The following is a 12964-nucleotide window of genomic DNA, read 5'->3' as shown; positions in this document are numbered from 1 at the left end:
CCACGTCGCAGCCGCTATTCCGCCGCCTCGGCATAGTGCTGAGGGACATAGTTGAGGATCGGGCCGAGCCAGCGCTCGACATCGGCCAGCGGCATGGCTTTGCGCCGGGCATAGTCCTCGACCTGGTCGCGTTCGACCTTGGCGACGCCGAAATAATAGCTTTCGGGATGCGCGAGATAGATGCCGGACACCGATGAGCCCGGCCACATCGCATAGCTCTCGGTCAGGCTGACGCCGGCATTGCGCTCACCATCCAGCAGTTGGAACAAGGTCGCCTTCTCGGTATGATCGGGCTGCGCGGGATAGCCGGGCGCGGGGCGGATGCCGCGATAAGGCTCGCCGATCAGTTCGTCGGGCGCCAGCTTCTCGTCTGATGCATAGCCCCAGAATTCCTTGCGCACCTTCTCGTGCATGCGCTCGGCAAAAGCTTCGGCGAAACGATCGGCCAGCGCCTTGACCATGATCGAGGAATAATCGTCATTGGCGCGCTCGAAGCGCTCTGATATCGCCACCTCCTCGATCCCCGCGGTGACGATGAAGCCGCCGATATAATCCGGCTTGCCTATGTCCTGAGGCGCGACGAAATCCGACAGCGCGACATTGGCCTTGCCGTCGCGCTTGGTCAGTTGCTGGCGCAGCGTGAAGAAGGTTGCCAGTTCCTGCGAGCGTGCCTCATCCGTGAACAGCCTGATGTCGTCGCCGACGGCGTTCGCCGGCCAGAAGCCGATGACGGCGCGCGGCGCGAACCATTTTTCCGCGATGATCTTTTTCAGCGTCGCCTGCGCATCCTCGAACAGCTGGCGCGCCGCCGGTCCCTGCTTCTCGTCATCGAGGATCTTGGGATAGCGCCCCTTCAGCTCCCAGGTCTGGAAGAACGGCGTCCAGTCGATGTAGCGCGAGAGCTCAGTCAGGTCCCAGTTCTCGAACACTTTCACGCCGGTGAAGGACGGCTTCGGCGGTTCATAGGCGGACCAGTCCACCCTGTGCGCATTGGCCCTGGCCTTTGCCAGCGGCAGCCGCTGCTTGTCGGCCTCGGAGCGGGCATGCGCGTCGGCGACCTTTTTGTACTCGGCCCGCACTGTGTCGACGTAGCCGCCCTTGGTCTCCTTCGACAGCAAGGACGAGACGACGCCGACCGCCCGGCTGGCGTCGTTGACATAGACCGTCTGTCCTTTGGAATAGCGCGGGTGGATCTTCACCGCCGTGTGCACGCGGCTGGTGGTGGCGCCGCCGATCAGCAGCGGAATGTCGAAGCCTTCACGCTCCATCTCGGCGGCCATGTGCACCATCTCGTCCAGCGACGGGGTGATCAGGCCGGACAGGCCGATGATGTCGACATTTTGCTCACGCGCCGTCTGCAGGATCTTTGCCGCCGGCACCATGACGCCGAGATCGATGATCTCGTAATTGTTGCAGGCCAGAACGACGCCGACGATGTTCTTGCCGATGTCGTGGACATCGCCCTTTACAGTCGCCATCAGGATTTTGCCGGCCGTCTGGCGCTCGCCATTGTCGATGCCATTGGCGGCGTTGGCCAGTTTTTCGGCCTCCATGTGCGGCAGCAATCCGGCCACGGCCTGCTTCATCACGCGCGCCGACTTCACCACTTGCGGCAGAAACATCTTTCCCGCGCCGAACAGATCGCCGACGACATTCATGCCGGCCATCAGCGGGCCTTCGATGACATGCAGCGGCCGCTCGGATGCGAGGCGCGCTTCCTCGGTGTCGGCGTCGATGAATTCGGTGATGCCGTTGACCAGCGCATGCGAAATCCGCCGCTCGACTGTCCAGTCGCGCCAGGCGAGATCGCGCTCCCTGGCTTCCTTGCCGGCGGTGCCCTTGAAGCGCTCGGCGATCTCCAGCATGCGTTCGGTGGCGGTGCCGCCGGCCCTGGGCACGCGGTTGAGCACGACATCCTCGCACGCTTCGCGCAGCTCCGGCTCGATCGTGTCGTAGACGGCGAGCTGACCGGCATTGACGATGCCCATATCCATGCCGCGCTGGATGGCGTGATAGAGAAACACGGCGTGCATCGCCTCGCGCACCGGCTCGTTGCCGCGGAAGGAGAAGGACAGGTTCGAGACGCCGCCCGAGATATGCACATGCGGCAGCGTGGCGGTGATCTCGCCGGTGGCCTCGATGAAGTCGACGCCGTAATTGTCGTGCTCCTCGATGCCGGTGGCGACCGCGAAGACGTTGGGGTCGAAGACGATGTCTTCGGGCGGGAAGCCGGCCTGTTCGGTGAGCAGCTTGTAGGCGCGGGTGCAGATCTCGACCTTGCGCGCCTTGGTGTCGGCCTGACCGGCCTCGTCGAAGGCCATGACGACCACGGCCGCGCCATAGGCGCGCACCAGTTTCGCGTGGTGCAGGAACGCTTCCTCGCCTTCCTTCATCGAGATGGAATTGACCAGCGGCTTGCCCTGCACGCATTTAAGCCCGGCCTCGATAATCTCCCATTTCGAGGAGTCGACCATCACCGGGACACGGGCGATATCAGGCTCGGCGGCGATGAGGTTGAGATATTCGACCATCGCCTTTTTCGAATCGATCAGGCCTTCGTCCATGTTGATGTCGATGATCTGGGCGCCATTGGCGACCTGGTCGCGCGCCACGTCGAGCGCGGGGACATAGTCGCCCGCCGTGATCAGTTTTCGGAACCTGGCCGAGCCGGTGACATTGGTGCGCTCGCCGACATTGACGAAGGGGATCTCGTCGGTCAGCGTGAACGGCTCCAACCCGGACAGGCGCATCTTGCGCTCGATCTCGGGAATTGCGCGCGGCGGATACTTTTTGACAGCCTCGGCAATCGCCCGGATGTGCTCCGGCGTCGAGCCGCAGCAGCCGCCGACGACGTTGACGAGCCCTCCCCGCGCAAAATCCTCGATCTGCGCGGCCATGAAGTCCGGGCTCTCGTCATAGCGGCCGAATTCATTGGGCAGGCCGGCATTCGGATAGGCGCAGACGAAGGTGTCGGCGGCGCCTGAAATTTCGGCCAGATGCGCGCGCATCGCATTGGCGCCGAGCGCGCAGTTGAGGCCGATGGTGAAGGGGTTGGCATGGCGCACCGAATGCCAGAAGGCGGTCGGCGTCTGGCCCGACAGCGTGCGGCCGGAGAGATCGGTGATGGTGCCCGAAATCATCACCGGCAGGCGCACGCCCTTTTCGAGGAAAATCTCGTTGCAGGCAAAGATCGCCGCCTTGGCGTTCAACGTGTCGAAGATAGTTTCGATCAGGATGATGTCGGCGCCACCGTCGACCAGGCCGCGCAGCTGCTCGCCATAAGCCAGGCGCAATTCATCGAAGGTAACGGTGCGGTAGCCGGGATTGTTGACGTCGGGGGACATCGAGGCGGTGCGGTTGGTCGGCCCGACCGCGCCGGCGACGAAGCGCCGCTTGCCGTCTTCCTGCTGTGCCCTCGCCGCTGCCCGACGCACCAGTCGCGCGCCGTCCCGGTTCAGCGCGTAGACGGCATCCTCCATGCCGTAATCGGCCTGGGCGATCGAGGTCGAGGAGAAGGTGTTGGTCTCGAGGATATCGGCGCCAGAGATGGCGTATTGATAATGTATTTCCTCGATCGCCTTCGGCTGCGTCAGGATCAAGAGGTCGTTGTTGCCCTGCTGGTGGCAGGCGCAGCCCGCGAAAGCCTCGCCGCGGAAATGCTCTTCGTCGAAGCCGAGACCCTGGATCTGCGTGCCCATGGCGCCGTCGAGGATGAGGATGCGCTCGCGTGCCGCTGCCGTCAGCGCCGCAAGCACTTCGGACCCATCGGGCTTTGCCGCGACGGGGCCGAACAATGCGTCCAGCGATGCAGAATTCTGCGACATTTTTTATCCTTGAGGCGACAACCATCACATAAGGATATCTTTATGTCAACATACGGAATGCAGGCGAACGCGTAGTGGCGAGAGTTTGGTGCGATGGTCATCCCGATCGACAATGTGACGGCGGCGGTCATCGTCGCCGCTGCGCCGTGCCTACACCACCACGTCCCGATATACCCTCACCTCGCCATCCTGGCCGCGGATGCGCCAATCCTGCCCGTCCCGTCCCTCGACATGGCATGGCCCGAGCGGCACCTTGCCGCCGCCTTCCGGCAGGTCCAGCACATAGACCGGATTGCAGATGCCCGACAGGCGGGCGCGCAGCGCGCCGGCCAGCGCCTGTCCCTGCGCAATCGTGGTGCGCCTGTGCGCCATGCCGCGCGCGAGGTCGCCATGGTGCAGGTAATAGGGTTTGACCCCGAGCCGGTACATCAGTTCGCGGCAGAGTTCCTCCAGCACCTCGACCGTGTCGTTGACGCCCTTGAGCAGGACACTCTGGTTGAGCAGCACGAAGCCTGCCTGGCGCATGACGCGGCAGGCCAATTCGGTGGCCGGCGTGATCTCCCGCGCATGGTTGAAATGGGTGACGATTGTGACCATCAGCCGGCCCCGCAAGGCGCCAACCAGCCCCGGCGTGATGCGCGCGGGCAGCACGACAGGCACGCGTGTGTGGATGCGCAGCAGCCTGACATGCGCGATCGTCTCGATGCGGGCGCGGATTTCGGCCAGCGCCTTGTCCGGCAGCGACAGCGGATCGCCGCCGGTCAGGATCACTTCGCGGATTTCGGTATGGGCTTCGATATAGGCAAAGGCGTCTTCGAGCGCCTCGCGCGTGTAGCCGCGGCCGATCGAGGTCAGAGACTCCTTGCGGAAGCAGAAGCGGCAATAGACCGCGCATTGGTAGGTCGCAAACAACAGCACGCGGTCGGCGTGGCGGTGCGTCAGTCGCGGCACCGGACTGAAGGCATGGTCGGCGATCGGATCGTCGAGCTCGCCTTCCGTTTCGGTCAGCTCATCCGGCGATGGAATGATTTGCGCGCGGATCGGATCGGCGGGATCGTTCCAGTCGATCAGGTCGAGATAGGTTTTGGGGGCACGCACCTTGTGGCGCGTAGCCGCCTCCTGCGCCGCCGCGCGCTCGGCGGGTGACAGCGGCAGCGAGGCGAGATCGCGGACGTGGCGCACGCCCGCGCGGATGTCGTTTTGCCAGGCGATGTCAGCATCGCGTCCTTCGTCGGCGATGGCCGCGTCATCGAAAGTTGAGTCTGGGATCATTGGGGCCTCGAGGCAATTCTGGCGGTGCTATCGGCCGGATGGACGGTTCGGTCAACAGCAGTGGCTCGGCGCGGATTGTCGCTGCGCTGCGATCCTTCGCATTCCCCGACTATCGCCGTAATCGACCAGCGCAGCAATTTCAGGCAATCTGACCGATAAGGCGCTCCAAGGGGAGATGGGCGCCGCCTAGGGAGGACTGCGATGAGCAAAATGCCGCGCTATGAGGATGCCGTTCAGCGCTTTCGCATCGAAGATGAGATCGCGCGGTTGTATGGCAACCCTGGAACCGGCATCAATGCCTATGTCGAATGCTGCGGCCGCTACACCGGAGAAGACCGGCTGGCGCTGCGCGCGATCTCGGCCGGCGGCGAGCTTCGCGAATTCAGCTTCGACGATCTCGCCGACATGTCCGGGCGCGCCGCCAATGTGCTCAAGGCCGCCGGCGTCGGTGCCGGCGATGTCGTCGCCGGCATGCTGCCGCGCGTCCCCGAACTGGTGGCGCTGATCCTCGGGACGTGGCGCATCGGCGCGGTCTACCAGCCGCTGTTCACCGCCTTCGGTCCGAAAGCCATCGAGCACCGCCTCGGCTATAGCGGCGCCAAGATCGTGGTGACCAACCCGGCCAATCGCGGCAAGCTCGACGAGGTCGAGACATCAGCGCAAATCGCCACCATTCTTGGCAATGGCGGTGTGCTACCTGCAGGCGACATCGATTTCCGCGCCGCGCTTGCCGCCGCCTCGCCCGAGTGCCAGCCGGTGATGCGCAAGGGCGACGACTTGTTCATGATGATGTCGACGTCGGGAACGACCGGCCTGCCCAAGGGCGTGCCGGTGCCGCTTCGCGCCCTGCTCGCCTTCGGCGCCTATATGCGCGACGCGATCGGCTTGCTGCCCGACGACATCTTCTGGAATATCGCCGATCCCGGCTGGGCCTACGGCCTCTATTACGCCATCACTGGCCCGTTGCAGCTCGGCATCGCCACGACCTTCTATGAAGGCGCCTTCAACGCCAAGAGCACTTACGACATCATCGAGCGGCTCGGCGTCACCAGCCTTGCCGGCTCGCCGACCGCCTATCGCCTGCTGATGGCGGAAGGCGCGGAAGCTGCGGCCCGAGTCAAAGGCAGACTGCGCGTGGTGAGCAGCGCCGGCGAGCCGCTCAACCCGGAAGTCATCCGCTGGTTCGACGCAAATCTCGCCGCGCCCATTCACGACCATTACGGCCAGACCGAGAACGGCATGATGGTCAACAACCATCATGGGCTCTCGCATGTCGTGCGCGCGGGCTCGGCCGGCTTCGCCATGCCCGGATATCGCATGGTGGTACTGGACGAGGCCGGCAACGAGCTCGGCCCCAACCAGCCCGGCATCCTCGCCGTCGACATCGCGAAGTCGCCGCTGCGCTGGTTCGACGGCTATCACCAAGCCGAGACGCCGGCGACCACGGGCGGCTACTACCGCACCGGCGACACGGTGGAGTACGAGCCGGACGGTTCGGTTTCCTTCATCGGCCGCGCCGACGATGTCATCACCTCGGCCGGTTATCGCATCGGCCCGTTCGACGTCGAAAGCGCGTTGATCGAGCATCCGGCGGTCAACGAGGCGGCTGTCGTCGGCGTGCCCGATCCGCAGCGCACCGAGATCGTCAAGGCCTTCGTCGTTCTGGCGCCGGCTTACAAGGGCAATTCGGAGCTCGCCGAAGAGCTGGCCCAGCACGTCAAGAAACGGCTGTCGGCGCACGCCTACCCGCGCGAGGTCGAGTTCATCACGGAACTGCCGAAGACCCCAAGCGGCAAGATCCAGCGCTTCCTGCTGAGGAAGGCGGAGGTGGAGAAGCGCAAGGCGTGATTAGGCGCCAATCTCCCCCCTCGAGGGGGAGATGTCGCCGAAGGCGACAGAGGGGGTCGTTGCGCGTGAAGCGCTAACGTCGTCTCGCGCTGCAAAAGGAGTCAGCGCTTCACGCGCGGCGACCCCCTCTGGCCTGCCGGCCATCTCCCCCTCATGTGGGGAGATCTGCAGCTCCAACGGCGTCTTTTTTCAGCCCAATGTTGTCATGTATCCTTGGAATCGAACGTAGAGCAGGGTTTATATCATGCGGTGGGTCTGGACGTTTCTGTTTGCACTGGTGAGCAGCGTGGCTTTCGCGGCCTCGCCGGAGGACGACTATGTGGCCGCGCGTGACAAGGCGATTGCTGATATCGCAGCGCTGAACAGTGCGAACGCGGCAATCGAGACCATCGACGCTGAGAACGAGAAGGCGCTGGCCGACCTCCAGCAGCGTCTTGCCGGCATTATCGGGCCGCTGGCGGTCAAGGACTTTCCGCCAACCGGCACAATCAATATCGAAAGCCTCAGCGACTCCGATATCGGCTATGGCATGCTCGATGGGCTGCGATACACCAAGGGCGACGACGGCCCCAGCCTAGTGGCAACGACGCGAGGGCTGCTGGAGCGCTGGCTCCAGTCCAGAACCGCCGAGACCGACGAATGTTTCAAACTGCCCGCCGGCATCGATGAGGCGCTTAAGCTGGATGCCTTCTATACCCAGGCGATCAACAGCGACGCCGCCTTCGAGGGAACGCTCGACTTTCCATTGAAGAAACCCGAAGGCGCCGACATCGCCTTCGCACGGCTCGGCGGCTGGACGCAGGACGTCGGGCCGATCTATGAGCAGGAAGTCATCGTTACGCTCGTCAAAGGCAACAGCGTGAGAATTATCGCAGCGCCGGCAGCCCCTGCCGTTCCGAAGATCGCCGCCTGCGACGCCGTGTGGGCTGCTGCGGACGCCGCCGCGCAGAAATTCCAGGAGGCCTACCAGGCATCGGACCTGAAGGACGAAAAAGCGTTCGAGTCCTCCAACGCCGCCTGGGACAAGGGCGACAGCGACTACCGGGCCTGCATGGCGCAGCGCCTGCCGGCTGACCCGGCTTTCCCGGCGCTGCTCGCCCAGGCGCAGGCGCTGGCCGATCAAATGGCTGGGAAGTAAGCCTCCCGCAAGGGCCCGCGCGGCAAGATCAGGCGGCTTGTTGCAATCTGAGGCGAATATGACTTCGCCGCTGGGTTGCAGAACGCTGCAACCTGGCGTCCTACTTTCGGACACTCATTCAGATTTCGGCTGGACCCTGGCAGCCAAAAGCTTACCGTTTGTTCTCGGATTCGTCTCGAAGCTCAAACTTAAGCTTTAGCTACTATGGTCGACCGAAGGACTACTGTCCTGGAAAGGTCTTCGGATCGAGTTGGCAGGTGCAATGCTCAATTCCGGCCGGTTGAAACGGGCCGTTTTTTCTTCCGCCAACTTGCCGGCGGCGATTGCCTTTGTCGTGCTTCTCGTCTGCGCCCTGGTTGCCGACCAGAGGAACAGAGAAGTCTCCGATCAGCTGGCGCGGGCCGACGTCCTGGCCAAGGTCAACATCATACGCGCCAAGCTCGAAGGCAACATAGGCGGCAATCTCCAGCTGGTTCAGGGTCTCGTTTCGACAATCGTTACCGAGCCCTATATGGGCCAGCAAAGATTTGCGGCACTCGCCCGTAATCTGTTCGAGCAAAAATCGCAGTTGCGCGATATTGCCGGCGCCCCCGACCTCGTCATCGCGCTGATGTATCCGCTGGAAGGCAATGAAAAAGCCATCGGGCTGGACTACCGCAAGAGCGATACGCAACGCATGGCCGCGCTTCGCGCCCGTGACCAGCGCGCGCTGGTGCTCGCCGGGCCGGTCAAACTGGCGCAAGGCGGACGTGGCTTCATCGGCCGTATCCCCGTCTTCGTGCCGACGGCGGGTGGCGGCGACCGTTTCTGGGGTATCGTCTCGGCCGTGATCGATGTCGATCGGCTCTACGCTGCCAGCGGACTGACCGACCCTGATCTGGATATCAATGTGGCGCTTATCGGCAAGGATGCGCTCGGCGGCGGCGGGGAACTGTTCTTCGGCGGCGATAATGTCGTGTCCGGCAATCCGGTGATGGCAGAGGTGCAATTGCCTTCAGGCTCCTGGCAAATTTCAGCCATACCGAAGGGCGGCTGGCCGACCGCTCCGAAAAATGAGTGGCTGTTGCGTCTGCTCATGGCGCTTGCCGGCGCGCTGGTGGTGCTGCCGATCCTCGTGGCAGGACGTCTTTTCGGTGAGCGGCAGAAAAGTGACGCCGAGTTGAGGCGCCTGTCCCGGCGGCTGGAGTTGGCGTTGGAAGCCTCTGCTATAGGCGTGTGGGAGCACGATACCGTCAGCAACGAACTCGTATGGGACGACCGCATCAACGAAATCTATGGCAAACCCGGCGGCGGCAAGACCCGTAGCTATGACGACTGGGCGCTGGCGATCCATCCCCAAGACTTCGAACGGGCTAAAGCAGATTTCGATTCGGCTGTTGCAACACAAGGCCCCTACTCTTCGCAGTATCGGCTCCTGCGGCCGGACGGCACCATTCGCCATGTGCGCACCCGCGCCAGTTTCTTCCGGGACATCGACGGCACGCCAAAAATGATCGGCGCCGAATGGGATGTGACAGGCGACGTGCTGCTCAACGAGAATCTCGTGCGTGAACGTCGCCTTTCAGAATCGAAAAATGCCGAACTGAACCTGGCCAAAGCCCGCATCGAGCATGTCGCGATGCATGATTCGCTGACCGGTCTGCCCAACCGTCGGTATCTGGACGAGATGCTTGCCGAAAACCGCGAAGCCGACGGCCGTGCGGCGTTGCTGCATCTCGACCTTGACCGGTTCAAGCAGATCAACGACACGCTCGGCCATGCAGCGGGCGATGCATTGCTGGTGCATGCTTCGAAAGTCATCAAGGCCAGCGTCGGCAGTGCCGATTTCGTTGCGCGCATCGGCGGCGACGAGTTTGTCGTGCTGAGCCATGGACGCGACGAGAAGGAACTCGCCGCGCTGGCCGACCACATTATCGATGCGATGCGCCAGCCGGTCGACTATCTGGGTCACCAGTGCCGGTTCGGCGTCAGCATCGGCATTGCGGCCAATAGCGGCGTCGATGCAAGGCAGTTGCTTGTCAATGCCGATCTAGCGCTGTACCGGGCGAAAGGCCGCGGCCGCAACCGCTACGAGTTTTTCAACGAAGAGCTGCAGAGCGAGATCGTGCGGACCAAGCAGACCGCCGACGAGATTCTGGGCGGGCTCGAGCGGAACGAATTCATCGTCTACTATCAGCCGCAGTTCGACGCCAAGACGCTGGAGATCGTCGGCGTCGAGGCGCTGTCGCGTTGGGATCACCCGCAACGCGGCATGCTGACCCCCGACGCCTACATCAAGGTGGCTGAAGAACTCAATGTCGTGGCGCTTATCGACCGCACCGTCCTGGAGCAGGCGCTCGATAATTTCGAGCGTTGGTCGCGCAGCCACCTCAACATCCCGCGCGTCTCGGTCAACGTTTCCGCACGGCGCCTGGAAGACAGGGACCTGATCAAGGGTTTGCGCAAGCTTCCCATCAAGGAAGGGACCGTGTCGTTCGAACTGGTGGAGTCGATTTTCCTCGACGAAAACGACGAGCTGGTCAGCTGGAACATCGAACACATCAAGGGGCTTGGCATCGACGTCGAGATCGACGATTTCGGCACCGGGCATGCCTCGATCGTCTCGCTGTTGAAGTTGCGGCCCCGTCGCCTCAAGATCGACCGCCAGCTGGTCACCCCCATCACCAGCTCAACCGCACAGCGGCAGCTTGTGTCGTCCATCATCGACATCGGCAAGTCGCTCGGGATCGAAGTGATCGCCGAGGGCGTCGAGACGATGGAGCACGCGCGCATCCTGAAAGAGCTTGGCTGCGACATCCTGCAAGGCTTCCTGTTCGGCTACCCGATGGATGCCAAAGCCTTCAAGGCCTTCGCGCAGTCGCGCAAATGGCTGGCGGCGAGCTGACAAATCCTGGCTTTGCTGGACGCAAATGCGGACGCAGGACCTGCGTCAGGTCCGCAGCCCCGGCGCCTCGTGCCCGGTCCTCTCCACATATTCGGTATAGCCGCCGCCATAGGTGTGGATGCCTTCTGGCGTCAGTTCCAGCACGCGGTTGGAGAGTGCGGCCAGGAAATGGCGGTCGTGCGAGACGAACAGCATGGTGCCTTCGTACTGCGACAGCGCCGTGATCAGCATCTCCTTGGTCGCGATGTCGAGGTGGTTGGTCGGCTCGTCCAGCACCAGAAGATTGGGCGGCTCGAACAGCATCAGCGCCATCACCAGGCGCGCCTTTTCGCCGCCTGACAGAACCCGGCATTTCTTCTCGATCTCGTCGCCGGAAAAGCCGAAGCAGCCGGCGAGTGCCCTGAGCGGCGCCTGGCCGGCTTGCGGAAACGCGTCCTCCAGCGTCTGGAACACGGTGCGCTCGCCCTCCAGCACCTCCATGGCGTGCTGGGCGAAATAGCCCATTTTCACGCTCGGCCCCCGCGCGACCGTGCCGGTGTCGGGATCGGAAGCGCCTGCCACCAGCTTCAGCAGCGTTGACTTGCCGGCGCCGTTGACGCCCATGATGCACCAGCGCTCGCGGCGGCGGACCTGGAAATCCAGCCCCTCATAGATCGAGCGACTGCCATATCCCTTGTGGACGTTCTTCAGCGTCACGACATCCTCGCCGCAGCGCGGCGCCGGCTGAAAATCGAAATTCACGATCTGGCGGCGCTTGGGCGGCTCGACACGATCGATCTTGTCGAGCTTCTTCACCCGGCTCTGCACCTGGGCGGCGTGTGACGCCCGCGCCTTGAAGCGCTCGATAAAAGCGATCTCCTTGGCCAGCATGGCCTGCTGGCGCTCGAACTGCGCCTGCTGCTGCTTGTCGGCGATCGCCCGCTGCTGCTGGTAGAATTCGTAATTGCCGGAATAGGCGGTGAGCGAACCGGCGTCGATCTCGACCACCTTGTTGACGATGCGGTTCATGAACTCGCGGTCGTGCGAGGTCATCAGCAGCGCGCCCTCATAACCCTTCAGGAACTGCTCCAGCCAGATCAGGCTTTCGAGATCGAGATGGTTCGACGGTTCGTCGAGCAGCATGACGTCGGGCCGCATCAACAGGATGCGGGCGAGCGCCACGCGCATCTTCCAGCCGCCGGACAGTTTGCCGACGTCGCCATCCATCATCTCCTGGGAAAAGCCGAGGCCGTCGAGCACTTCGCGGGCGCGGCCATCGAGCGCATAGCCGTCGAGCTCCTCGAAACGATGCTGCGCCTCGCCGTACTTCTCGATGATCTCGTCCATCCGGTCGGCCTGCTCGGGATCGGCCATGGCCGCCTCGAGTTCGGCCATTTCGGCCGCCACGTCGCTGACCGGCCCGGCGCCGTTCATCACTTCGGCCACAGCACTATGGCCCGCCATGTCGCCGACATCCTGGCTGAAATAGCCGATGGTGACGCCGCGATCGACCTGCACCTGGCCCTCGTCGGGCTGCTCCTGGCCGGTGATCATGCGAAACAGCGTCGTCTTGCCGGCGCCGTTCGGCCCGACAAGGCCGACCTTCTCGCCCTTCTGTAGCGAGGCCGAGGCCTCGATGAAGACAAGCTGGCGGCCGTTCTGCTTGCTGATGCTTTCAAGACGGATCATGCGACTGGAAGAACCTTGGAGGATTTTCCCCGGCCCTTACGCGATCGGCCGCGCCAGAGGAAGCGCCCATTTGACGCCGCGCGCAAAAGCCGCTGCGGTCCGCACCTCCAGAATGCAAAACAGCCCGCCGCGCGATTTTGCGCAACGGGCTGTTTTTGAACCAGCTTCTGTACTCAGTTCGGTGCGGGCACTTCCGCTTCTATTGACGGCACCTGCTGGGCGGCGAGCGAGGCGAGCTTGCCCCGTCTGACGAGTGTCGGCTTCTCATAGGATCGTTTCATAAATGCCCCTCTCTTACACAAGCGGAGACTGTTCCGCCGAACTCGCCAT

The 12964-nt window shown here is 63.3% G+C and carries 6 protein-coding genes; 3 read left to right on the top strand and 3 right to left on the bottom strand.

The features are described from left to right. Window positions 1–14: 14 nt before the first annotated feature. Window positions 15–3824 carry a methionine synthase gene (gene metH / locus NKK52_RS04750; RefSeq protein WP_023684801.1) on the bottom strand — a complete coding sequence of 1270 codons (3810 nt, stop codon included), beginning with the start codon at window positions 3822–3824 and terminating at the stop codon, window positions 15–17. 150 nt (window positions 3825–3974) lie between these two features. After that, window positions 3975–5096, bottom strand: coding sequence for a KamA family radical SAM protein (locus NKK52_RS04745; protein ID WP_031204246.1), 1122 nt, complete (start codon window positions 5094–5096; stop codon window positions 3975–3977). Window positions 5097–5297: 201 nt separating this feature from the next. On the opposite strand from NKK52_RS04745, the gene NKK52_RS04740 reads away from it, so the two are divergent. From NKK52_RS04740 to NKK52_RS04730, 3 genes are all read left to right on the top strand, one after another. Continuing rightward, window positions 5298–6944, top strand: coding sequence for an acyl-CoA synthetase (locus tag NKK52_RS04740; protein ID WP_023684799.1), 1647 nt, complete (start codon window positions 5298–5300; stop codon window positions 6942–6944). A gap of 244 nt (window positions 6945–7188) precedes the next feature. Beyond that, the gene (locus tag NKK52_RS04735) at window positions 7189–8082 is read left to right on the top strand and encodes a hypothetical protein (RefSeq protein ID WP_023684797.1); all 894 of its coding nucleotides are present in this window, start codon (window positions 7189–7191) and stop codon (window positions 8080–8082) included. Between the two features lie 262 nt (window positions 8083–8344). Further along, window positions 8345–10966 carry a bifunctional diguanylate cyclase/phosphodiesterase gene (locus tag NKK52_RS04730; RefSeq protein WP_031204243.1) on the top strand — a complete coding sequence of 874 codons (2622 nt, stop codon included), beginning with the start codon at window positions 8345–8347 and terminating at the stop codon, window positions 10964–10966. A gap of 45 nt (window positions 10967–11011) precedes the next feature. Here NKK52_RS04730 and NKK52_RS04725 read toward each other — a convergent pair whose 3' ends face one another. After that, the gene (locus tag NKK52_RS04725) at window positions 11012–12634 is read right to left on the bottom strand and encodes an ABC-F family ATP-binding cassette domain-containing protein (protein WP_023684795.1); all 1623 of its coding nucleotides are present in this window, start codon (window positions 12632–12634) and stop codon (window positions 11012–11014) included. Window positions 12635–12964: the final 330 nt, after the last annotated feature.

It is taken from the genome of Mesorhizobium sp. C277A (assembly GCF_040324395.1).
Classification (GTDB): Bacteria; Pseudomonadota; Alphaproteobacteria; order Rhizobiales; family Rhizobiaceae; genus Mesorhizobium.
The sequence above is the reverse complement of the archived record's forward strand: the minus strand, read 5'-3'. Positions and strand labels throughout refer to the sequence as shown.